24 protein-coding genes and 2 pseudogenes are annotated in these 21,811 nt (G+C 40.9%); all 26 read right to left on the bottom strand.

Translation table 11 applies throughout. From position 1 onward, the window contains the following. Positions 1-162: 162 nt before the first annotated feature. Positions 163-1,017, bottom strand: a complete 855-nt coding sequence (locus HMPREF2887_RS02480; RefSeq protein WP_049512022.1) for a VirB6/TrbL-like conjugal transfer protein, CD1112 family — start codon at positions 1,015-1,017, stop codon at positions 163-165. Positions 1,018-1,033: 16 nt separating this feature from the next. Then, positions 1,034-1,276 (bottom strand): hypothetical protein, encoded by a 243-nt coding sequence (locus HMPREF2887_RS02475; protein ID WP_007518271.1) that lies wholly within the window; start codon positions 1,274-1,276, stop codon positions 1,034-1,036. 17 nt (positions 1,277-1,293) lie between these two features. Then, positions 1,294-3,114: a VirD4-like conjugal transfer protein, CD1115 family gene (locus tag HMPREF2887_RS02470; RefSeq protein WP_057489714.1), complete on the bottom strand. Its 1,821-nt coding sequence runs from the start codon at positions 3,112-3,114 to the stop codon at positions 1,294-1,296. Continuing rightward, complete coding sequence (locus HMPREF2887_RS02465) at positions 3,114-3,602, bottom strand: hypothetical protein (protein WP_049512019.1); 489 nt, start codon at positions 3,600-3,602, stop codon at positions 3,114-3,116. Before HMPREF2887_RS02465 ends, HMPREF2887_RS02470 begins: the two co-directional genes overlap by 1 nt. A gap of 75 nt (positions 3,603-3,677) precedes the next feature. Further along, positions 3,678-4,259 (bottom strand): CPBP family glutamic-type intramembrane protease, encoded by a 582-nt coding sequence (locus tag HMPREF2887_RS02460; RefSeq protein WP_049512018.1) that lies wholly within the window; start codon positions 4,257-4,259, stop codon positions 3,678-3,680. Between the two features lie 2 nt (positions 4,260-4,261). Then, positions 4,262-4,495, bottom strand: a complete 234-nt coding sequence (locus tag HMPREF2887_RS02455; RefSeq protein ID WP_037613274.1) for a hypothetical protein — start codon at positions 4,493-4,495, stop codon at positions 4,262-4,264. Beyond that, a complete protein-coding gene (locus HMPREF2887_RS02450; protein WP_049512012.1) occupies positions 4,492-4,887 on the bottom strand; it encodes a thioredoxin domain-containing protein in 396 nt (131 codons plus the stop codon). Before HMPREF2887_RS02450 ends, HMPREF2887_RS02455 begins: the two co-directional genes overlap by 4 nt. A 9-nt stretch (positions 4,888-4,896) precedes the next feature. Beyond that, positions 4,897-5,082: a hypothetical protein gene (locus HMPREF2887_RS02445; protein WP_007518276.1), complete on the bottom strand. Its 186-nt coding sequence runs from the start codon at positions 5,080-5,082 to the stop codon at positions 4,897-4,899. After that, positions 5,066-6,418, bottom strand: a complete 1,353-nt coding sequence (gene dcm, locus HMPREF2887_RS02440) for a DNA (cytosine-5-)-methyltransferase (RefSeq protein ID WP_057489715.1) — start codon at positions 6,416-6,418, stop codon at positions 5,066-5,068. The genes HMPREF2887_RS02445 and dcm overlap by 17 nt, the downstream gene beginning before the upstream one ends. Before the next feature lie 148 nt (positions 6,419-6,566). Next, positions 6,567-7,384 (bottom strand): annotated as a pseudogene (locus HMPREF2887_RS02435) (replication initiator protein A). Beyond that, positions 7,381-7,554, bottom strand: coding sequence for a hypothetical protein (locus tag HMPREF2887_RS10225; RefSeq protein ID WP_186821892.1), 174 nt, complete (start codon positions 7,552-7,554; stop codon positions 7,381-7,383). The pseudogene HMPREF2887_RS02435 and the gene HMPREF2887_RS10225 overlap by 4 nt, the downstream one beginning before the upstream one ends. A 211-nt stretch (positions 7,555-7,765) precedes the next feature. Then, positions 7,766-9,126 (bottom strand): annotated as a pseudogene (gene rlmD, locus HMPREF2887_RS02430) (23S rRNA (uracil(1939)-C(5))-methyltransferase RlmD). Between the two features lie 75 nt (positions 9,127-9,201). Beyond that, on the bottom strand, positions 9,202-10,539 hold the full coding sequence (locus HMPREF2887_RS02425; protein ID WP_021001854.1) for an LCP family protein: 1,338 nt from the start codon (positions 10,537-10,539) through the stop codon (positions 9,202-9,204). 12 nt (positions 10,540-10,551) lie between these two features. Beyond that, positions 10,552-11,385 carry a prephenate dehydratase gene (gene pheA / locus HMPREF2887_RS02420; RefSeq protein WP_003029040.1) on the bottom strand — a complete coding sequence of 278 codons (834 nt, stop codon included), beginning with the start codon at positions 11,383-11,385 and terminating at the stop codon, positions 10,552-10,554. Then, positions 11,382-11,858 carry a shikimate kinase gene (locus HMPREF2887_RS02415; protein WP_003029038.1) on the bottom strand — a complete coding sequence of 159 codons (477 nt, stop codon included), beginning with the start codon at positions 11,856-11,858 and terminating at the stop codon, positions 11,382-11,384. The genes pheA and HMPREF2887_RS02415 overlap by 4 nt, the downstream gene beginning before the upstream one ends. Continuing rightward, positions 11,851-13,134, bottom strand: a complete 1,284-nt coding sequence (gene aroA / locus HMPREF2887_RS02410; RefSeq protein ID WP_057489717.1) for a 3-phosphoshikimate 1-carboxyvinyltransferase — start codon at positions 13,132-13,134, stop codon at positions 11,851-11,853. Before aroA ends, HMPREF2887_RS02415 begins: the two co-directional genes overlap by 8 nt. Positions 13,135-13,252: 118 nt before the next feature. Then, complete coding sequence (locus tag HMPREF2887_RS02405; RefSeq protein ID WP_003023974.1) at positions 13,253-14,167, bottom strand: L-lactate dehydrogenase; 915 nt, start codon at positions 14,165-14,167, stop codon at positions 13,253-13,255. A 214-nt stretch (positions 14,168-14,381) separates the two neighbouring features. Then, positions 14,382-14,720: a YlbF/YmcA family competence regulator gene (locus tag HMPREF2887_RS02400; protein WP_003029032.1), complete on the bottom strand. Its 339-nt coding sequence runs from the start codon at positions 14,718-14,720 to the stop codon at positions 14,382-14,384. Positions 14,721-14,731: 11 nt separating this feature from the next. Then, a complete protein-coding gene (locus HMPREF2887_RS02395) occupies positions 14,732-15,838 on the bottom strand; it encodes a prephenate dehydrogenase (RefSeq protein WP_021001857.1) in 1,107 nt (368 codons plus the stop codon). A gap of 9 nt (positions 15,839-15,847) precedes the next feature. After that, positions 15,848-16,222, bottom strand: a complete 375-nt coding sequence (locus HMPREF2887_RS02390; RefSeq protein WP_021001858.1) for a DUF1634 domain-containing protein — start codon at positions 16,220-16,222, stop codon at positions 15,848-15,850. Beyond that, a complete protein-coding gene (locus tag HMPREF2887_RS02385) occupies positions 16,219-17,055 on the bottom strand; it encodes a sulfite exporter TauE/SafE family protein (protein WP_057489718.1) in 837 nt (278 codons plus the stop codon). Before HMPREF2887_RS02385 ends, HMPREF2887_RS02390 begins: the two co-directional genes overlap by 4 nt. Beyond that, positions 17,055-18,221 carry a chorismate synthase gene (gene aroC / locus HMPREF2887_RS02380; protein ID WP_057489719.1) on the bottom strand — a complete coding sequence of 389 codons (1,167 nt, stop codon included), beginning with the start codon at positions 18,219-18,221 and terminating at the stop codon, positions 17,055-17,057. The genes HMPREF2887_RS02385 and aroC overlap by 1 nt, the downstream gene beginning before the upstream one ends. Positions 18,222-18,254: 33 nt before the next feature. Then, a complete protein-coding gene (aroB, locus tag HMPREF2887_RS02375; RefSeq protein WP_021001861.1) occupies positions 18,255-19,322 on the bottom strand; it encodes a 3-dehydroquinate synthase in 1,068 nt (355 codons plus the stop codon). 10 nt (positions 19,323-19,332) lie between these two features. Continuing rightward, a complete protein-coding gene (locus tag HMPREF2887_RS02370) occupies positions 19,333-20,187 on the bottom strand; it encodes a shikimate dehydrogenase (RefSeq protein ID WP_003023958.1) in 855 nt (284 codons plus the stop codon). Beyond that, a complete protein-coding gene (gene aroD / locus HMPREF2887_RS02365; RefSeq protein WP_003023956.1) occupies positions 20,177-20,854 on the bottom strand; it encodes a type I 3-dehydroquinate dehydratase in 678 nt (225 codons plus the stop codon). Before aroD ends, HMPREF2887_RS02370 begins: the two co-directional genes overlap by 11 nt. Continuing rightward, the coding region (locus tag HMPREF2887_RS02360; RefSeq protein ID WP_084740394.1) for a class I SAM-dependent rRNA methyltransferase at positions 20,851-21,811 on the bottom strand (961 nt) is incomplete at its 5' end. The genes HMPREF2887_RS02360 and aroD, both read right to left, overlap by 4 nt.

The following is a 21,811-nucleotide window of genomic DNA, read 5'->3' as shown; positions in this document are numbered from 1 at the left end:
GTAGGCGTCTGAACTCTCTACGCTAGTTCCTAGCTATGACAGTTCTAGTCGTCCTTGCGGAGGTCGGACAACGAAATCGACCGTAAAGCAGTACCTTGTTCCTCTTCGATTTCCAAGGAACAACCTTAAACAGTCCACTGGACTGTTTAAGCTATCCTACTCTCACATGCCCAAAATACTTCGGGCAGTGCGTTGACTGCCCACCAAGGCAATGATTAACAAAATAGCCTGCACTAAGCTACCAAACATAATGGCTAGGCTTTCCATAATCCCTGCCCCATTTGAAACAGCGATTTTTCCAGCTGATTCAAAAAGAGGTACAAGAGAGACGATGAGGAAAATTAAAACTCCTTGCAGGGCATAGACCATAATATTTTTAAGATAGCCAATCCCAATGCCACGCCAATCATCACTAAGGAAAGCTGGAATCGTCAGTGGCGCAAAAGGAATCATGAGATAAAGTTGGATAAAGCGAATGGTAATGAGAATATTCACGACCATCACACTAACTAAACGAACCAACCAAATCATGATGGCAAAGAGTCCGACAATCATTTTTCCAACAATGCCTGAGCCTTTAAGACCTGAGATGGTGTCATAGGCTGTTCTCCCATGTGACACCACGCCTGCCACCTGTTCGATGATGTGGGAAGCAACAGCTAAGATAGCTTCCACAATCACAGTGGTGTTAGTAATCACCACTGCTACCATGATGTAGCTGACAATCATTGGGGCAACAGCTTCAAAAGTCATGGCACCTCCTGAGCCCGCAATTTTCTTTGCCATCTTAGAAAATTCCAGAATCAAAACAACCGCTAAAATCGCTACTCCCAAAGGCTGCATAATCCCTTTGGTGATAGCAGACATATAAGACCAGACGGTCGGATTGTATTCTGCCAAGGATTTGATTAAATCAGCTGTTGATTTTAAATCCACATTAAAGCCTTCAAAAAGGCTGTCGCTTGAAATTTTCTCTGAGGCTAGAAAGACAAAAGCTGAGGTTAGTTTCATTATCATGTCATACCTTGCCCTCCTAAATTGTAATCTGAGTAACAAAGGCGCCAGCAGCACCGACCATCACCCCACCCACAATTTCTAAGATAGCATTACGGACACCTGGTCCTCCATCTTTGATATTGGTCGAAAGGTTGATAATGCCCATCACAACAAGAAAAGCCCCTACGGCAATCAAGCCTTTTTGTAAGAGAGACATGGCTTGTGCAAACATGGAGCTGGCATCCACTCCGTAAACAAAGCCTGTAAGTTTTTGATCCATATGATTCCTCATTTCCATTAGTGTAGTGTTCTTTCTGTGCTTAAATCCCTGACCTTATGATCCGATAAATCAAGAAGTGCTTCCTTATTGCTTAGAGGGTCAATCTCATAGTGCCACCAACGAGCGTCCGTTTCCTTATCTGCTAGGTATTGCCAGTTCTGGTGTTTCAAAGGGAGATACTTCTTCTCCTTAAAGACTGGAACTCCTGCAATTCGTACCAAACACTCATCTCGTTTCATATTTCCGACTTCATCAGGGGTCATGAGGTCCCTTGCAATTTTTTGATGAGAAGTAGAACCAGACCCTGTTTGGCCATAAGACCGACTGGTGTTTCTCACATCGATAGTTTGTTTGCCTAAAAGGCCACTCATGAACTTGAAGGTTTCTTCGTCATTCCCACCCAGATACAACAAGCTGTCACAGTTACCAAGAATGGTTTTCCAAGCCTCTTTTTCCTTATAAAGCCCTTGGAGCTGAGCAATATTTTGGAGAATAGGTACAAGGCTCATGTTTCGAGAACGAACCGTTGAAGTTTGTTCGGCAAAGTCTGGGATTTCACCGATATTGGCAAATTCGTCCAGGTAGCTTCTCACATGAATAGGTAGTTGCCCCTTAAAGTCCACATCAGCCTGTCTGGTCAAGGTTGTAAAGACTGTTGAGAAAAAAAGTGCAGACAAGAATCTGAATGTCGTGTCATTATCAGGAATGACCAAATAGACCATCGTCTTCTGAGTTCCCCATGTCTTCAAGTCCATGGTGTCCCGCTGCGTCAAATCAATCACTGATTGGATATTAAAGAGTGCAAACTTAGCCGTCGTCACGGCAATGACTGAATCAAGGGTCTTGTCCTTGTAGTTCTGAAAATCTGCCCAGTTACGCATGGTAAAGTTCTCCATGCCATACTTCTTAGCATAATTTTCAAACATGACTTCAAGGACACTCTTATCTTGATTGTCTCCTTTAGATAAGAGTTTAATGAGTTTTCCAATCTCTGAAAAAGCTGGATAACGCCCACGCTTGCGCCGCTTCTCAGCTTCTTCCTTGGAGCTTTCTGGAGGATTGTAAAAATCCACTAAGTAAGATGAAATAGCTCTGACCAAGGTCATGGAGGCCTCATCCCAAAAGGGATCGCTTCTTGAACCACTACCTTTCGTGTTGTTAAAATACACCGTCAGCATGCGGTTCAAATCATTCTCAGTTTCCACATAACGAAAGGGATTAAAACCATCCGAATTAGTCATATTCACTATGTCTAAGACCTTGACCTGATAGCCATTTTCTAGAAAGAGCTTCCCAGTTTTTTCTGCCAAATGGTCCTTGGGATCAACCACAATGTTGGAACAGTTAAGCTGAATCAGATTTGGTTTGACAAAGCGAAAGGTCTTCCCTGCTCCTGACCCACCAATAACAACCAGGTTCTTATTTCGGTCAAACTGTGGCGTTTTCTTTTCTAAAAGAGTCAACCTGACATTTCGAGACAAGATGGTATCGTTCAAAGGATTCTTACTGGTAAAGGCTTTACGCTCACGACTATTTCCAAAACGAGCAGAGCCATACTCAGCCCCTTCTCGGTAGACCTTTTTGCCTGTTGAGATGTAAAGATAGACAAACCCCATGGTCATAAGTCCAAAGAGAAAGCCTAAGAAGGATTTTCCAGTGAAGTTGACATCCCACAAGGGATGAAGCACTTGTTTTTGTCCTTCTCCTAAGAGATAAGCAAGACGTTCAATGGGTGGCTGATTGGGAAGACTCTCGTACAGCAAAACCAAACGATGACAGAAATAGCCAAATACAAGCCCTAAGCTCCCAAAGACGATGGCTTTTTTCCCTGAATACACTAGAGAGTCACCTCCTTGGTCTTCACGGCAGAAGGTTTTGACATCACAATCTGTTCCTTAGCCTTTTCAATTTCCTCATCAAGGGTTTTATCGAATGTTAAGTCTTGAAGTTTTTCTGGATTAGAGACTAACTTTTTCAGTAACTCATCTAGGTGTCTGTCTAAAAGAGACTTGTCCTTGGCGTAGAAATGAAGATAGTTCCCTTGCCAGCTAATGGCAATCGGAAGGTTCTCGGATTCCATCAGTTCCTTGAATTTCTCCATATCAATCGGTTTATCCAACATATCCCTGGTCACGTTTACTGATTCAATGGCATAGGGACTTTGAAGCAGTTCTTCCAACTTTTGAACCCCAATCTTATAAGCTGAGTCTTGAGCTAGGGCTTGCCTAGCCGACCACTCTAAGAGCTTTAAGAGCGTTTGAACCGTAAACAGGCTACTTCTCTCCGCATATTGCAAAGCTTGGCGTTCCTGTTGTTCTGAAGACATAACTCCCTCCTTTGTATGATTCCCTCATAAAAATCAGGGTGCCTTCATAATACGAAAGCCTTCTTGATTTTGGTATCACAGAAATGATAGAAGAAAAACCACACCATTCCAAGAGAGATGAACCAGAGTAGACATTAAAACATCCGTTTTGAGACGAACCAGTCCTAATGTCACTCCTAAGCTGCCATAAATGAACCAAGTCATCATGCTAGAAGGGTGGTGCGCTAAGGAAAAGAGGAAACTCGTCAACAAAAGCTGAGCAAATGGCTTAGACAGCCTATCCCACAAAACTTCTCGGTAAAAGACCTCCTCCACTATACTGGCATTAAGTAGAAAAATAATAAACGACAGAACGGGAACTTGATCCTGAACAGTTACCATCGTTTGTTGGTTAGTCTCAATTCCTGAAAGCGTGACACTCATGGCAAGAGCTATACTCACCATCACGCCAAGGCTCCCTAAAAGCCAAACTCCTCTCTCTATCCAGGACATGTTTCTTTTGGGCATGCCATAGTGTTTCCAAAACCACAACAAAAAACTTAAAAAAGCAACTTGTAAGACGATTAAGCCTATCCCATCAATCCATCCCATTAAGAAGAGACTAACTAAGAGCACATTAGCATGAATGGCTCCGTACATCAGTAATATTCGTCCCATCTCTACCTCCTAAACAAATCTTCATAATCAATCTCTAATACTGCTACAATTCTCTCCACCCATTTGAGTTGAGGCATAAGGCGATTGGACTTGTAATGACGGAAAGTCTGATAGAGACGATTAAACTCACTAGGATAGACGTATTGACCTTTAAAAATGTTCCGTGCTAAATCTGCCCAAGACATGCCCTTATCAATGAGGAGGATTTCTAAATTTTCCCAAAAGCGTTCGTTCATAGAGCCTCCTGTTCTGTCATGTCCTTAAAAAGATGTTCACGAAAGAGCATTTCCTTATGGTCTCTTGGAAGAAAGGTTCGTGCCTCTTCTACACTCATATCTGGATAAACTTTCTGATGACTGACCACCAGTGGAAGACGGAGATTTTGTTCTGGTCTTGTTAAGACTAAAGTCACCAACTCACTCAATTTCATCCGTTCCTGACGTTTAAAGCGCTGAAAGGAGGGAGCTAATAACTCAAAACAATCACTGGTTTTGGCAAATAATCCCAGTAAGTCCTCATGTGCCAAGTGGCCAACGTCTTTACAGGTATAGGAAATGTCATGTGACCTACAAAAGTTAAAGAGTTTCTGATTACGACTGGTATTTCGACTTAAATAGATTTCTAACATGTCTCCCTCCTATACAGATAAATCCTTCTGCAATTCTTGAGTCAGTGGTGTGAAAACTTTACTCCTATCAATCGGAGACTTGCCTTCGCCGAAACATTCAATCGTAATCAGACTTGTCATCTCCACTTCAGCTTGATGGATGGCTTCATCCAGTTCTGTACATTCCCTAATACTTTTATTATGTAACAACTTCATGTTCTTCTTCCTCAATCTTTCTAAATGCTCCAGCAATGGCTTCGATGACTGTCACGGTCACACTATTGCCTGCTTGTTTATACAGCTGGCTTTTACTGGAGACGCTTTCCGCTCTTTCATAGGCCCAGTCAGGAAAACCCTGAAGTCTAAAACACTCTCTGGGAGTCAGCCGTCTGATTCTTAAACGATAGAGTTTCCCATCAATGACAATCCCTGTCACCTCATACCACTTGTCCTTGCGATATTCAAGAGCTGCCACGACTACCCCCATATTGTCAGAAGTGGTTATCGTATTAGATACCCCTTTACCGACTCGTCCCCTTCGTTTTGTGGACTCTGGATAAGCAAGGTTGACAGAATCCCCTATTGTCGCCTTGGCATAACCTAGTTTAGTAGCTTCTTTGATTTTTAAATGCGGAGCTTCTTCACGACAAAGAATCTTAGGAACTTTATCGCCTCCCTGCATGGTGGTAAGTGTTGGGGATACCCCTGAAATATCATAGATGCGTCCCGTTTGAACAAAAGATGTTGGTAAGGTTCCTGCGACAACGACACCATGCCTATCTTGAGCAGTTAGGGTAAACATAGGGGCTTGATTGTCCTTAAAGCGTCTGCCATGTTGGCGTTTCTTCAGTCTATCTGGTGTTAAAACTGATATAGCAATTTTAGCTCCTTCCCCTTTTCCTCTGGTTAGGGTTGGGGATAATCCGTGACTCAAGTAAACCTCTCCACTCATGCCTTTTCCTGATGGATTAACATTGCCTAATCGCTCAAGACCAGCTGTGCTACTTTCTCTTCGGAGAGGAAATAAGAATCGGGGACGGTATCTTCTAGAATGTCCGATAATAAAGACCCTTTCTCTGTTTTGTGGGACTTGGAAATCTTTACTGTTAAGGATTTGCCATTCAACATCATACCCCAACTCATCCAATGTAGCGAGGATTGTTCGAAATGTCTCTCCCTTGTCGTGACTGAGTAAGCCCTTGACGTTTTCCAAGAATAAAAAACGTGGTTGGATCTGTTTGACCGCTCGAGCAATTTCGAAGAACAAAGTACCTCTAGTATCCTCAAATCCCAATCGTCGGCCTGCGAGTGAAAATGCCTGGCAAGGGAATCCCCCACAGATGATGTCCACTTGCCCTCTAAGTTGTCTAAAATCTTGGTCTGTGACTTGTCTAATGTCATGAAATTCTATCTCTCCTTCAGTCTCATACATAGCTTTGTAAGATTTCCTCGCAAACTTATCAATCTCACAAAAACCAACACACTCATGGCCTTGACGCTCCAATCCCAGTCGAAAGCCTCCAATTCCAGCAAACAAATCTAAAAACTTCATTTTTCCTCTCTTTCAAAATAAAAAGAGCCTTACTATTTGTAAAACTCTTACTTAAATATGGTCATCCATCTCTGGTGCACGGATGATTTCAATCAATAAAATAATAAGGGAGATGAGATAGACTCCACCTAGTATCCACCAAATCATCTTAATCACCTCCCTTCGTTTCTTGTCGCCTTAGCTGCTTGGTCCATTCAGACAGCACACCATTAAACACGTATTCCGCAATCGCTTCTGCCGACCGAGCAAATCTCATATGTTCCAAAGCGTACTGATAACGGTCACTAAAATAAATCATGGCGTAATCACTAGCTACCTGTGATAAACCGACTTGTCTCAACTGGTCATGAACCAAGCCCCAAATATAATCTCGATCGTACTTGGTCACTGAGTCAACTTTTGGAGAAAAGGTATCTTCTTGTTTTTCAACTACAACTTGTCTCTCCTCCTCATCCTCAAAAAGGAAATCACTCTTTTCAGTTTCACTATATTCAGTCTCACTTCTTTCAGTCTCACTAGGGGCTGAATTTAAAACCGGCCCCGGCTGATTTGGAGACCCCCCTAGTGTTTTTTGAACACTACCCCCGTCTGAATTTAAGACTGGGGTGGTGTCATGTTCTAACTCCCCTAAATAAATCTTATTAGCCAAACGCCCTTTTCACTGGAAGACTGTTGGACTTCATCAATCAGTCCAAATTCTCTCAATGTCTTTTTAATCGTCAGCAATTTAGACTTGGAACAACCAAGGAGTGCCATTAGTTTGGAGTTAGAGTAAATCAAATAAATAGCCCCATCCTCATCAATCCATCCCTTACTCAGAGATAATTCCAATCGATCTTTTAAGACTGCATAAGCCACTTTAACCTCTAGTTTCATCTCCTTATAGCGGTCACTCTCAAATAAAAGTTTTGGGAGCTTATAGTAACGCTCTGACGTTTGATAGTGATTTGCGGTAATACGCTTCATGATTGTCCCTCCAACAATAAAAGTCCAACATTCCCCAGTTCATCAAATTGAATCAACTCTGCTTTCTCCATTTCAGCAACTAAATGTGTTGCTTCATCAACATCAATTCCCATGATAGCCATGAGATGACGCATCACAGCATACCGTGATGACTTTTCTTCTTTTTCCATAATTTTCCTCCTGAAAATAAAAAAAGCGAGAACACTTATAAAATGTTCTCGCTGAACCAATATATTTTACGACGTATCTATTTTTTGTCTACGCAGTCGACATCCAAACAGACGTTCACATCAATATACTTTTTTTGTACCTTTTTTATGTCAAAATCATTCTTTTCAATAAAGACAAAATGCTTGAAGAAGTGCTTAAAATAAAGGATTTTCACTCTTTGCTTCGTTGTAGCAACACTACGCACTCCACATGATGCGTCATTGGAAACAAATCCACGGGCTGAACTTTTGTGAGTTTATAGCCTAGTTCTTGATAGAGCTTGATGTCACGTGCCATGGTGGCGGCATTGCAGGAAATATAGACGATTTTCTTTGGATTCATACTGACGCTTGATTTGATAAAACTTTCAGTCAAGCCTTTACGTGGTGGGTCGACCATGATGATACTAGGTTTTATACCTTGGTTCAGCCATTTTTTGATAGCATTTTCTGCTGAATCACAAATATACTGGGCATTGCTAATACCGTTTAGCTCAGCATTCTTTTTGCTATTTTCAACTGCTTGGGGGATGACCTCCACGCCATAGACTTCTTTGACATGTTTCGCAACTGACAATCCAATGGTACCAATCCCCGAATAAGCATCCACTACAATATCCTCTATACTCAACTCAGCGAAATCAATCGCCGTTTGATACAGTTTCTCTGCCATCTCTGTATTGACTTGGTAAAATGCTGGGGAAGCAATTTGAAAGTCATTATCCAGCATGCGGTCAGTAATATAATCTTGTCCATACAGTACATGAAATTCCTTCCCCAAAATCGCATTACCTGGCTGGTCGTTAATATTTTGCATGATAGATTTAATATTCGGAAATTGCGCGACTAATCGCTCAATTAACTGATTTATACGGAAAATCTTGGGACGATTGGTCACTAAAATAACCATGATTTCACCAGAGTAATGTCCACGACGAACCACAATATTACGAATCAGACCAGATTGCTCTTTCTCATCGTAAGGTTTCAGGTCAAAACGACGCAGCAAATCCCGCACTGCCAAAACGACTTGATCAATAACTGGATCCTGAATATAAAAATCCTCAATTGGCATTAAATCGTGCGAATTTTTCGGAAAAATCCCGTTTCTAGCTGTCCATTGACACGGCGAACAGGAACCTGCGCTTTGTTTCGATAATGTAGTGGGTGCTCCATACCAAGGGTTGGTGCCACTTCGATATCTGCAATTCCAGCAATCTTGTAAAGACTATCTCTAACTTTCTTGGTTTTAAATTTCAATTGCTCACTATATTTTAGATGCCCAAGGTCAGCAATACCTGTCCTCAGATAAGCCACATCAACATCTTCGTTTCGATAAGGGGATTTCGTCAGATAGGCTTCTACCTTGCCAAAACCAATTTTTTTATTGACTTTCAGTATGCGCATACGGATACGTTCCGTAGGCAGAGCATTCTCTACAAAGAAAACCAGCCCCTCTGCCTTAGCTACTCCTGCACCGTCATGGCTCAAATCCACAATTTCAACTTCTATCACATCATTCTTTTTTAACATATATTTCTCTTTCTATCAGCTCTGCCATTTCCCAAAAAAAGAAAGCGACAGAATTATCACTTTCTATTCTATCATTTATCTGAGTCCAAGTTGTGCCAATTTTTCTTTATAGGCTTCAAAATCAACTAACAGTCCTTGACCGCCATACATATCATAGGCATCTATCCAATCTCCATTTTCAGGAATGGTCACCTTTTCAACACCATTACGAGCATTGGTAAGAGAAGACAAGCCGTGCGTTAGTAAAAAACTATACGGAACGTTGGTCGAGGTTAAAGCAAATACTTTGCCAAGCGCTTCAGAGCCTGTAAAAAGCTTCGTCGGGTCTTTGATTTGCTGAATAATCGCGCTCATCACCTCTTGTTGGCGACGTGTGCGTCCAAAATCTCCTTCATCATCTTTACGGAAACGCGCATAATTCAAAAGCGTGCGACCGTCCATTCGCTGTTTGCCAACCTTAATCGTCTGCTCTGGAACCACGCCGTCTTTCATATTGAGGTCGTCCGGCACCTGTACTTCACTCACTTTTTCACCATTGATAGTTGAAAAATTCGCATTCATTTCAACACCATTTGGGAAAAGGGTATCGATAGCTGTCGCAAAGGTCGAAAAGTCAACCAACGCATAATACTTAATGTCAATATCAAAATTGTCTTTCAGCACTTGACGTACTAATTCAGCGCCTTGATTGTTATTTTGCTCTCCAATGGCATATGCTACATTTAACTTTTGATCATAACCAGAACCTTGACTGACTCCATCAATGTGAACGAGCGTGTCTCTCATGAAACTGACGAGTTTCATTTTTTTATTTTTTCCACCGACATTTAAGACCATAATCGAATCTGTCCGCGTTTCAGAAGAAGATTGACCAATTCGTCCATCTGTACCCAAAATAAGTATATTCACACCGTCTTTGGTATCTTTCCCATTAAAGACTTCTGTTTGGGCAGCTTTGGCATTTGGATTGCTTTTTGAAGTGTTCAAGCCTTTTATAAACATGAACAACATGCCCCCTACAATGAGAACCAAAATTAAAGCAAGCCAAGCTAGAATCCGCTTCACACGTATTTTTCTATGCCGTTTTTCCTTTTTAGGCTTGGGTATATTTTCTACAACACTTTCAGCCACATTAGTTGGTATGTGCTCTGATTTAGCTCGTTTATTACGGCGACTTCTCTCTGGATATTGAGGGAGTCCCTGCTCGGTGTAACCAAAATTCTCAGGTACTTGTTGGTCAGAAAAGGTACCTCTCGATTCACGAGCTGATTCTACTCTTTGGTCTCCTTCTTGCTTTCTCAGAAGATATTGATATTCTTTTTTCTCGCGTTCATTTAAATAATGGATATTTTTGTAAAGATAGTCCAGTCTCAACTGCTCATGGTGGCTGAGATTATCTGATTTTTTACCCATGATTGCTCCAATCTACTGTTCTGAAATAGTATAAACGGTATAATTTCCTAAAATTTTATAAGTAATGCCAATCGCTTCTAACTCTTTCATCGCAAATGACACTAAATCCTCTTTTTCATTATTGATGTCCACAATGAAAAAATATTCTCCCAAAGCGGTCTTCAACGGGCGGCTTTCAATCTTTGTCAAGTCAATTCCCCGCCAAGCAAAAGTTGCAAGAGCTTTGTATAAAGCACCGGGCAAATTGTCTGGCAAAGTCAAAGCAAGCGTTATTTTCTTTTCCTTAGGATATAATGACAAAGTCGGAATCGACTGTCCCAGCAACCAAAAACGGGTGAAATTCTCGTCCATTTCTTGAATATCTTCTGCAATAATCTGCAAATTATATTCACTAGCTGCAGTTTTAGGAGCAATGGCTGCATAATTTTCTTCTGGATGCTGAGCCACAAAACGAGCCGCATAAGCTGTGCTAGCTGTTATTTCGATTTTAGCTTGTGGATAATGCTGGCGAACATATTTTTTCCCCTGCGCAATTGCCTGCGGATGAGAAAAGATTTTTTCTACTGGCTTATCAGCTGCCGTTGCCAATAATTGTTGTTTGATTGGCTGGACGATTTCTGCCACAGCATGAATGGCTGCTTGATGAAAAAGGTAGTCCAATGTTTCATGAACGCTTCCTTCAATTGAATTTTCAACTGGCACTACAGAATAATCCACTTCACCTGTCTCGTAGGCTTTGACAACTTCCGTGATATTTTCAAAAGCCACCAATGTATCTGTTGGAAATGCTTCTTGCGCCACATGATGAGAAAAAGAACCTTTCGGACCTAAAAATCCAACTTTCATTGCAACACCTCCACGATTTGTTTCGGCGTCAAAGTAGTCACATCAATAATTTTTGTAGCCACTTCTTCATACCAAGCCTGACGTTGATCGAAAAGATTTTTCAAATCAGCTTTACTATTGTTCAAATAAAGTGGGCGCTGGTGAGCTTGATCTTCTTCAAGACGCTGGTAAAGCGTTTCAAAATCTGTTTTTAAATAAATATTTTCAGCGTTCTGCTTTAACAACTCGCGATTTTGAGCATTGCTGATGATGCCACCACCGGTTGAGATGACTTGTTCTGACTGTAGCAATTCTCTTAATAATTCACTTTCTTTTTGCCGAAAAGCTGCTTCGCCATACTGCTCAAAATATTCTTTAATCGGCATTTCCAGTCTCTCTGACAAAAGCTCATCCATATCAATAAAATTTTCATCTAGCAAGCTAGCAACCGTTGTTTTCCCAGCCCCCATGAAACCAATCAAAATTTTAGGCATGAAGTAAATCCTCCAAATCATGAAAGAAATTCGGATAACTCGTATTGATAGCTTCGGCGCGCTCCAACTCGACTTGACCGTCGTTTACCAAAAGGGCTGCAATAGCCGTCATCATGCCAATTCGGTGGTCGCCAAATGTATGAACTTTAGCACCGTGAAGAGACGTTTTCCCTTTGATAATCATGCCGTCTTCTGTCGGAGTAATATCAGCCCCCATGCTATTTAGTGCATCTGCCACAACTTGGATACGGTCTGTTTCTTTTACTTTTAGTTCCTCTGCATCACGAATCACCGTTTGCCCCTTAGCTTGCGTGGCAAGAAGTGCAATGATTGGCAATTCATCAATTAAACGTGGGATAATTTCTCCGCCAATTTCTGTGCCGATTAATTCAGATGTCTCTATCGTTATGGTAGCGGACTTAGCAACTCTGTCTATATTGGACAAGTTTATATTTCCACCCATAGCTTTAACAACATCCAAAATGCCAGTCCGTGTTTCATTGATACCAACATTTTCCAAAATAATCTTAGAATTGGGAATGATAAGTCCTGCTACTATCCAGAAAGCCGCACTAGAAATATCTCCTGGTACCAACACGTTCTGTCCAGTAAACTCTTGTCCACCTTGAATGCGGATTTCCTTTCCATTGACAGAAATCTGACCGCCAAATTGTTTAATCATATCTTCTGTATGATTGCGGGTCATTTCTTTTTCCACAATGACAGACTCGCCCTGAGCTTGTAAAGCCGCAAATATCAAAGCAGATTTAACCTGAGCAGATGTCACAGGCAAGGTATAATGAATGGGCTGTAAGTTCTTATTTCCATGAATGGTGAGCGGTGGCAAATCACGCTCGGTTCGCCCAGCGATTTGCACCCCCATTTGACGAAGAGGAATCGTTATGCGATCCATAGGACGTTTAGATAAACTATCATCACCAAACATTTCCGCCACAAAATCCTGCCCAGCTAATACACCTGAAATCAAGCGAATAGAGGTTCCAGAATTTCCCATATTCAGTTTGTTTGTCGGCGCTTGAAGACCAGCAAAACCCACTCCATGAATCGTTACTACATTGCCGTCATCTTCAATTTGAACACCTAAATCACGAAAAACTTGCATGGTTGATAAGACGTCTTCACCACGCAAAATATCGTGAACCGTTGTCACTCCCTTGGCCAAACTACCAAACATAATCGATCGATGACTAATAGACTTATCACCCGGCACACGAATGCACCCAGCTAATCCCTTTGCATTTGTTCGTAACTGCATAGAAAACCTCATACCTGATTCTTTTTACATATTGTACCATAAAAAGAGAAGGGAAACAAAAGAGAGCGGGGAAAAAGCTTCATTTCGTTGAATTCAACTTTTCCTCACCCTCTTAAAATTATAAACTTTCTGCAAATTTTTGCTTGATGAATTGTGCAGAGTAAGCTAATTTTTCTTCCTCTTCTTCTGTTAAACTAAGTTTGACTTGCTCAAGAATTCCCTCACGCCCTACAATCGCTGGATAACTCAAGTAGGTGTCTAATGGCTGATAATAATTTGATACTGGCAATTCTTCATGTGAATCTGACACAAGAGCTACTGCTAAACGGATAGCTGCGCTCGCAATGCCATAAGATGTGTATTTTTTGCCATAAAAGACGGTATGCCCTCCTTTAAGAGCTTCTAGAGCAATCTCATCCAACTCCTCGACTGAAGCAAATGTAGAAATCGGTTGACCTTTTATCCGTACTTGGCTCCAAGCTGTAAATTGAGAATTTCCATGTTCTCCAAGATTGTAGCCATAAACGCTTCGAGGGTCAACACCAAAGCGAACACCGACTGCACGTTTCATGCGAGCTGTGTCCAATAGCGTTCCCGTTCCAATAACACGCTCTTTAGGCAGACCAGTATAGTGTTGATAAAGACTGGTAATGACATCTACTGGATTACTAATAACAATGATAATCCCTGTAAATCCAACTTTTTTCAATTGTTCAGCGACAAAAGGAACTTCCTTGGATGTAAAGGGTAATTCCGCAAATCGATCGGCGTTGGGGTTATCTTGTAATTTGATATTGCCCAGTGCTGATACCACCACATCCGCATCTGCCACTGCCTGATAATCATTAACAATGATATTTGCGTGATGATTCAAATTTGCTGCAGCGTCCTGAAAGTCAAGTGCATCTGCTTTGACTTTCGCTTCATTTTTATCAATCAACACATAATCATCAAAAGCACCTTGCGCAATCAGACCATGCGCGACTGCAGCACCAACATTTCCCATACCAATAATCGCAATTTTACGTGACATAAAGCACCTCCATAAAATACACTGTTCAGCTTTCACCATTAAACTGAAAATCCGTCTAGTTGATACATTTCATTATACTCAAAAATTAGTAAAATACAAGTATTTAGTGGAAATATTCAGAAAATTCTCGCTAATTTGTTGAATCCTTTCTTCTCCTATGGATTTCATGCACATAAAAAGCTGGGCTAATTTTGCACCAGCTTGAATCATAACCTTATTTCAACAGTTCTTGAACTGGATCAAAAATGATGCGTTCAATATCAGCCAAGTAAATAGATAATTGTTGTTGTTTATTGAAAAATTCAGTCAGGGCAGGATTGCCTTGAATCTTATCCCCAAACGACTTCATCTTGTCTTGCACTTCTTGCGTTGGCATTTGACCTGATTGCGCCATAGCTTGCAGTTCTTGTTGGAAAGCTAGATAGTCCTTTAAAAGGTTCTTTGCTTCACTATCAGCATCTACTGCTTTTTTGCTTTCGACAACGGCTTTGTACTCAGGAAGGTCACGTAGAGTACGGCTTAATTCATTCGCTAAATCATAAATATTTGACATAGTTTTCCTCCTTAATCTAAAAAGACTTGATAATGTGTCTTTTCTCTTATTATTTTAGCAGATTTTTCCAAATCTTCGCGATTTTTAAAGGTAATTTGCAAAATTCCGTTAATATCTTCGCGATTTTCTTCGTTAATGTGAATATTGACAATGGATGTTCCCCTTAGAAGTTCCAACACTCCTAAAACAGCATCTTCTTCATCGGGAACATTGATGAAAATGTCATAAAAGCTATCCACACCTGCTCGTTTATGAATTTCCATAGCTTTTCGCACTTGGCGACCATGCTGAAAGAAATTCCAAATCACATCTTCATTTTTATTCTGAATAGCAAGTGAAATAGTATCCAATCGCTTCTTAAAATCCTCTATCCTCTCTAAAATAGCATCTGGATTTGTCAATAAAATCGAAGTCCACATGCTCGGTTCACTTTCTGCAATCCGTGTCATATCACGAAATCCCCCAGCAGCGAAATGCTGCGTCATTTCGTGCTGTTGAATATAGGCAGCGGCTTGATCCATAAGACTAGAAGCGAGGATATGCGGAAAATGACTAATCTGGCTGGTGACCCGGTCATGCTCTTTGGCATCAATCTCGATAAAGCGAGCATGCAGACCAGATAAGAGATTCTTCATTTCTGCTATCGTGCCTTCTTTCGTCAAATGAGACGGAGTAAAAATATAATAGGCGTTTTCAAAGAGATTTATATCTGCTGCACTAGCACCTGACTTATGACTACCAGCCATCGGATGAGCACCTACAAATCGAATAGTTTTTTCCTTTAGAGCTTCTTCAGCAGCAGCTACAATTTCAGCTTTGGTAGAGCCTGCATCTGAGATAATCACATCTTTTTTCAAATCTAGAGTTGCTAATTGCCTGATAAACTCAATGGTTTGCTTGATAGGGACAGCAAGAATAATCACATCTGCCAGAGGAGCAAATTCAGCAAACTGATTGGTCACTTGATCTACCATGCCTTTTTCAAGGGCAATTTTTCGGGATTCTTCTCCACGATTGTAACCTAATATAGTATAGTCTAGATGATCACGTCGAATTCCAAGTGCGATTGAAGAACCAATCAAACCAAGACCCGCAATATAAATAACTTTCTTTACCATGCTTACTCCTTACTTTGGCTCAACGATAAATCCCAGAACAATCGATACTAAAATAATAACCATAACAATCGCTGTGAAAATCGTATACATTTTATCTTTTGTTTTGACAAAAATGATAAAAGTTGAAATCACTCGAAAAATCGGTGTCAAAATAAGCATAAAAGCCCCTAGTAACATAAACGTCACTGCATCAAAAATGGAATGGCTCTTCACATAGGCAACTGGATTAAACTGTTCCAAATTTTTTAAAGAAATGACCTGCTGACCACTAAAAAGGTAAAGAACCAAGCCAATAAACATAAAAAGAATGGAGAGAAAAATTCCTATGCGAAGAATTTTCCCCATGACCAAATCCAGCTCTTCTTTTTGCATTTTATCTGTCATTGCATACCTCGTATAAACATCTGCACACCCAGAGCTAATAAAGCGACTAGAAAAATCCAGCGCAATACTTTTACAGGTACATAAGGCATGATGCGGCTTCCGATGAAAGAACCTGCTAAAACACCCAAGGCGATTGGTGTAACCAATACCGGGTTGATTTGTCCTATAAAAAGGTAAAAGATAGCTGAAGCCGTTCCTGTCACTCCCATCATAAAGTTAGAAGTTGCTGAACTAGCTTTTAAAGGCATTTTCATAACAGTATCCATGGCCAATACTTTGAAAGCACCCGCACCAATTCCTAAAAGCGCCGACATAACACCTGCAAAGAACATGACAACAGAGCCACCAGGGACATTGGTCACTTGATACTTGATTGTTTGATTGAGACCTTTGTCAAAATATTCACCACCGAGATTTAATTTCTCTGCAATGGTATCATTGTGGCTCACAGTCTGAATTTCCTTTTTAGCACGAATCTTCTGGTACATATTAAATGCCTGAAAAAGCATGAGAGCTCCATAAAGTAAGAAAAGGACTTGTGAATCTGTTATCACTGATAACATAGCGCCTACAAAGGCTCCTAAAGTCGTAAAAATTTCCAAAAACATGGCAATTCGCAGATTGAGCATATCATCTTTGAGATAAGCAATCGCAGATCCTGAACTAGTCGCTAAAACCGCAATAATAGAAGCTCCGACTGCATATTTGATGTCTACTCCAAATAAAAGAGTGAGCACAGGCGTAATAACAATTCCACCTCCAAGTCCTAACAAAGCTCCCAAAATTCCTGCAAAAATTCCAACCAAAGTCATCGTAAAAATATAGGTGAGCATTAAAATCCTTTCACATAATTGCGGTATTGTTGAACAGCTTCTTTTAATTCTTCCAGATTATCCGAAGAGAATTTCTCCAAGACCTCAGTTGCAAGCACTGTTGCAACAACAGCTTCCATAACAACACCAGCAGCTGGAAGAGCTGTCGGATCGCTTCGCTCCACCGTTGCCTTATAAGGCTCATGTGTCTCAATATCAACGCTCATAAGTGGCTTGTAGAGAGTTGGGATTGGCTTCATCACTCCGCGCACTACGATAGGTTCTCCGTTGGTCATACCGCCCTCGAAACCACCTAGATTGTTAGTACGACGAGTAAAGCCGTCCTCTTTAGACCAGATTATTTCATCCATCACCTGACTGCCCTTAAGCCGCCCTGCTTCAAAACCAACTCCAAATTCCACACCTTTAAATGCATTGATAGAAACCACTCCTTGAGCAATTTTAGCATCTAGCTTTCTATCCCATTGAACATAGGAACCAAGCCCAACTGGCACACCACCGACAATGGTTTCAACAATTCCACCAATCGTGTCGCCATCTTTCTTTATCTGATCAATATAGGCTTTGATTTCTTCTTCTTGCTCTGAATTGACAATCGAAACTTCTGACCGACGAGCGCGTTTCTTAATTTCAGAAACGGTCAGATTTTCCGGAACCTCAATGTCAATGCCACCGAAAGTTACGATATGACTAGCTACCTCAACTCCGATTTCTTCTAAGAGACGCTTAGCAACTGCTCCCACCGCCACCCGCATGGTCGTTTCACGCGCAGAAGAGCGCTCCAATGAATTGCGCAAGTCGTCAAAACGATATTTCATACCGCCGACCAAATCTGCATGACCTGGACGAGGTTTGGTAATCTTGCGCAGCCCTTTTTTCTTGTCCTCCACATCTGCTACATTCATGATATCCAACCATTTTTGATGATCTAGATTGGTCACATTGAGTGTAATCGGTCCCCCCATGGTTCGCCCATGCCGAACACCAGAAGTAATTTCCACTTTGTCACTCTCTATTTTCATACGAGCTCCACGACCGTATCCGCCCTGACGGCGTTTCAATTCTGCATTGATAGAGTCAGCTGTCAAAGGAAGCCCAGCTGGTATCCCCTCAATGATAGCTGTTAAACGCGATCCATGTGACTCCCCAGCAGTTAAATATCTCATTCCGTTACCTCATCTGTTGTTGCTATTTAGCACTTACTTTTCTAAATAATCTTTCATTTCTTCTAAAGGAATCTGATGAATGGCTGCCCTGCCTAATTCTGGAACAATGACTAATTTGATTGTCTTACCACGAGCTTTCTTATCATGAAGTAAGGCATGATAGAGTTCTTCTTGTCGCCAAGGTTGATAATCAACTGGAAGCCCAAATTTGCGACACATCTGCTCAATATCTGTGGTAATTCCTTTAGGCATCAGCCCCTTTTTTTCTGCTACACGCGCTACCTGAACCATTCCAATAGCCACAGCTTCTCCGTGCATGACTTTGCCATAACCAGCAGTTGCCTCCACTGCATGACCAATCGTATGTCCAAAATTTAGATAAAGGCGCACACCATTGTCAAGTTCGTCTTCCACTACTAGCTTTCGTTTGACATTGCAAGAATGATAGATGATACTTTCTGCGTGCTCCAAAATGGACTCTGGACTACCATCTATGTCAGACAGTTCCTGCCATAGCTCCACGTCCTCAATCAAACCATACTTGATGACCTCTCCCATACCTTCAATCAATTCACGTTGTCCTAAAGTTGTTAAAACATCTGGGTCAATCAGAACCCCGTCCGGCTGAGTAAAAGTACCTACCATGTTCTTAGCCCACGGCGTATTGACTCCTGTTTTCCCACCAATCGAAGAATCTACCTGAGCCGTCAAACTCGTCGGCATCTGTACAAAATGAATGCCTCGCATATAAGTTGAAGCTGCAAAGCCAGCCAAATCACCAACCACACCGCCACCCAAGGCAACAATACCATCACTGCGAGTCATCCCTACTTTAGCGAGAAATTCATAAACTTTATTGACCGTTGTTAAATTTTTACTAGCTTCTCCTTCCAGAAAATCAAATACAAACACTTCAAAGCCAGCAACTTCTAAGCTGTGTTTAACCGTTTCAGCATACAGACTTGCCACATGATTATCTGTGATAACAACGACCTTTTGAGCTGACCATAAACTTGCCAGCCATTCTCCAGCTTTGGCTAAAGTACCTTTTTCAATGACAATATCGTAAGGATGATTGGGGATATTCACATTTAATTTCATAGGCAACTCCTTATTTGTACTTCTTTTCCAATGTCTGCCAAATTTTTTTAGTCGGCATTTCTTTTCCTGTCCATAATTTGAATGCTTCTGCCGCCTGATACAACAACATTCCCAAGCCATTCACTACTTCAACGTCTTGTCCTTTTGCCCATTTTAAAAATGGGGTCTCAAACGGCTGGTAAATCACATCTGCCACAAGAAGTGAATGTGGTAAACGAATACTGCTTGGTATTGGTAAAGCCTTACCGTCCATGCCTAAACTAGTCCCATTGACCAATAAAGCGGAAACATTAATTTTTTCTTGTAGTAATTCTTGATTTTCTAAAGGTAATACCCAAATCTTCGCTGCAGTCTTCTGCTGAATTTCCTTCATTTTCTGTGAAACGCGTTCAAAAGAGGACTGGCGCGTAAACACAAAAATCTCCTCAGCACCATCCAAAACAGCCTGTATAATAATTGCTGTTGCAGCTCCGCCAGCTCCAAGCATGACCATTTTTTTACCCGTGATGACAAAAGAAGGCAAGCTCATAAAAAATCCCTTGCCATCTGTGTTATAACCAATCAATTTTCCATGTTGATTCACAACAGTATTCACTGCTCCAATCATCTGCGCAGCAGGTGTCACTTCATCTAAAAAAGGAATCACAGCCTGTTTATAAGGCATGGACAAATTGATTCCAAACATATTATAGCGGCGAATATTTTCAACAGTTGCTTTCAAGTCATCCTGTGAGATTTCCCAAGCCACATAAACACCATTAACACCCGTTTGCTCAAATGCTGCATTATGGATAAAAGGAGAAATACTGTGCTTGATTGGATTGGCGACAACTGCCGCTAAACGAGTATAGCCGTCAATTTTCATTCAAAATCTCCTGAATTTGTTTCATACTAGCAAGAGAAATTTGACCTGGTGCACTGGATTCATCCAAGCTTGCAAACGACCAGCTTGAGCCTGTCAAATCTGCTGTTATCCGCGAAATCTTTCCAATTTGTCCCATGGAAATCGTTACAAAATCTTGATTTGGATTTAAAGTTTTAAAACCACGCGTATAGTTCATCAAGTCTAGTACATCTTGCTCGCTGCGCGCCATAACAGAAACTTTCACCACTTTTGGTGTCAAACTGGTCAATTCAGATAAAATTTCCATCATGTTTTCAGGCGTTTCTTCAAAATTATGATAGCTCAAAACAAGATTTGGAAAATCCAACATTTCCTCAAATCTATTTTTGTGAGAAAAATATTCAAAATCAATATAATCCGGCTGATAAATCGTTGAAATTTCCTTGATGGTAGAAATATATTCATCATCCGTCAATTCAATATTTCCACCTTCGTCAATTGTTCTCAAAGTGAAAATCAATTCACGACCAGCAAATTTTTCAAAAATAGCAGGTGCAACAGTCAAAACCTCATCTTTTGCTAAAAAATCAGCACGCCATTCAATAATGTCCGCGTCATCATAACGCGAGCTATCAATATTCTGCGCTTCCTCTAAATTTTTCGGCATCACTGATACGACTAATTTCATTTGTCCACCTTAATGGTAAATACCTTGAGGTAATTACTTCTTTCATCTTTTTTATTATAAGTAAAATCTGCTGGCAAACCGTATTCTTTCAAATAACGGTGCTTGCTTCCTGCAAAACCTTTTTCAATTTCTTTTTTAAACTTAGTACGTGAAACATTCGCAGCATTTGTACTAGCAATGATAATCCCTTGGGGATTTAAAATTTCCAAAGACTGAGCAATCAACTTATGATAATCCTTCGCCACAGAAAAAGTTTGTTTTTTATTTCTTGCAAAACTCGGCGGATCTAACACAATTACATCATAAGTCAAACCATGTCGTTTTGCATATTTGAAATAGTCAAACACATCCATTACAAAGAATGTATGGTTGCTTAAGTCAAGATTATTCTCTCTAAAATGTGCTTCCGACAATTCACGACTGCGTTTTGCCAAATCAACAGAGGTCGTCTGGCTGGCTCCTCCCATGGCTGCCGCAACTGAAAAAGCTGCCGTGTAGGAAAACATATTTAACAGCGACTTGCCAGCTGCTAGACCGTCTACCAAGCTACCACGCACCTCATGCTGATCGAGGAAAATTCCCGTCATCAATCCATCGTTTAAAAACACTTGATAGCGAACACCATTTTCTAAAATCGTGAAAAATGCTGGTGCTTCTTGCCCATACAAATGAGCAGATTCAACATTCAAACCCTTGAAACGAATTTTCTCATACGCTCCTGTAACTTCTGGAAAAACCTGCTGAAACGCTTGAACAATGGTATCTTTAATTTCGTAAACAAAGAAATTATACCAAGAAAAGACAGCATATTCTTGATACAAATCTATTGTCAACCCACCAAATCCATCTCCTTCTTGATTAAAAAGGCGGTAAGCTGTTGTCTCTTTTGATTGTTGATAAACTTGTCGCTTTTCTTTCGCATGTTGGAATAACTGACAGAAAAACGAGACATCTAAA

This window comes from Streptococcus sp. HMSC071H03, assembly GCF_001813035.1.
Classification (GTDB): Bacteria; Bacillota; Bacilli; order Lactobacillales; family Streptococcaceae; genus Streptococcus; species Streptococcus anginosus.
The sequence above is the reverse complement of the archived record's forward strand: the minus strand, read 5'-3'. Positions and strand labels throughout refer to the sequence as shown.

Coding starts and splice junctions, on each gene's coding strand:
- HMPREF2887_RS02460 (WP_049512018.1), bottom strand. CDS start 4,259: ATGGGACGAATATTACTGATGTACGGAGCCATTCATGCTAATGTGCTC.
- HMPREF2887_RS02445 (WP_007518276.1), bottom strand. CDS start 5,082: ATGAAGTTGTTACATAATAAAAGTATTAGGGAATGTACAGAACTGGAT.
- HMPREF2887_RS02425 (WP_021001854.1), bottom strand. CDS start 10,539: ATGGGTAAAAAATCAGATAATCTCAGCCACCATGAGCAGTTGAGACTG.
- HMPREF2887_RS10225 (WP_186821892.1), bottom strand. CDS start 7,554: ATGGAAAAAGAAGAAAAGTCATCACGGTATGCTGTGATGCGTCATCTC.
- HMPREF2887_RS02450 (WP_049512012.1), bottom strand. CDS start 4,887: ATGTTAGAAATCTATTTAAGTCGAAATACCAGTCGTAATCAGAAACTC.
- aroD (WP_003023956.1), bottom strand. CDS start 20,854: ATGAAATTAGTCGTATCAGTGATGCCGAAAAATTTAGAGGAAGCGCAG.
- HMPREF2887_RS02475 (WP_007518271.1), bottom strand. CDS start 1,276: ATGGATCAAAAACTTACAGGCTTTGTTTACGGAGTGGATGCCAGCTCC.
- HMPREF2887_RS02400 (WP_003029032.1), bottom strand. CDS start 14,720: ATGTCAAATATTTATGATTTAGCGAATGAATTAAGCCGTACTCTACGT.
- aroA (WP_057489717.1), bottom strand. CDS start 13,134: ATGCAGTTACGAACAAATGCAAAGGGATTAGCTGGGTGCATTCGTGTG.
- HMPREF2887_RS02455 (WP_037613274.1), bottom strand. CDS start 4,495: ATGAACGAACGCTTTTGGGAAAATTTAGAAATCCTCCTCATTGATAAG.
- pheA (WP_003029040.1), bottom strand. CDS start 11,385: ATGAAAGTTGGATTTTTAGGTCCGAAAGGTTCTTTTTCTCATCATGTG.
- HMPREF2887_RS02390 (WP_021001858.1), bottom strand. CDS start 16,222: ATGACAGATAAAATGCAAAAAGAAGAGCTGGATTTGGTCATGGGGAAA.
- HMPREF2887_RS02415 (WP_003029038.1), bottom strand. CDS start 11,858: ATGCCTAAAATTTTGATTGGTTTCATGGGGGCTGGGAAAACAACGGTT.
- HMPREF2887_RS02370 (WP_003023958.1), bottom strand. CDS start 20,187: ATGAAAATTGACGGCTATACTCGTTTAGCGGCAGTTGTCGCCAATCCA.
- HMPREF2887_RS02480 (WP_049512022.1), bottom strand. CDS start 1,017: ATGATAATGAAACTAACCTCAGCTTTTGTCTTTCTAGCCTCAGAGAAA.
- aroB (WP_021001861.1), bottom strand. CDS start 19,322: ATGAAATTAAATGTGAATATCCCCAATCATCCTTACGATATTGTCATT.
- HMPREF2887_RS02465 (WP_049512019.1), bottom strand. CDS start 3,602: ATGTCTTCAGAACAACAGGAACGCCAAGCTTTGCAATATGCGGAGAGA.
- HMPREF2887_RS02395 (WP_021001857.1), bottom strand. CDS start 15,838: ATGGTAAAGAAAGTTATTTATATTGCGGGTCTTGGTTTGATTGGTTCT.
- aroC (WP_057489719.1), bottom strand. CDS start 18,221: ATGAGATATTTAACTGCTGGGGAGTCACATGGATCGCGTTTAACAGCT.
- HMPREF2887_RS02385 (WP_057489718.1), bottom strand. CDS start 17,055: ATGCTCACCTATATTTTTACGATGACTTTGGTTGGAATTTTTGCAGGA.
- HMPREF2887_RS02405 (WP_003023974.1), bottom strand. CDS start 14,167: ATGTCACGTAAAATTGCGATTATTGGTATGGGAAATGTTGGTGCTGCA.
- dcm (WP_057489715.1), bottom strand. CDS start 6,418: ATGAAGTTTTTAGATTTGTTTGCTGGAATTGGAGGCTTTCGACTGGGA.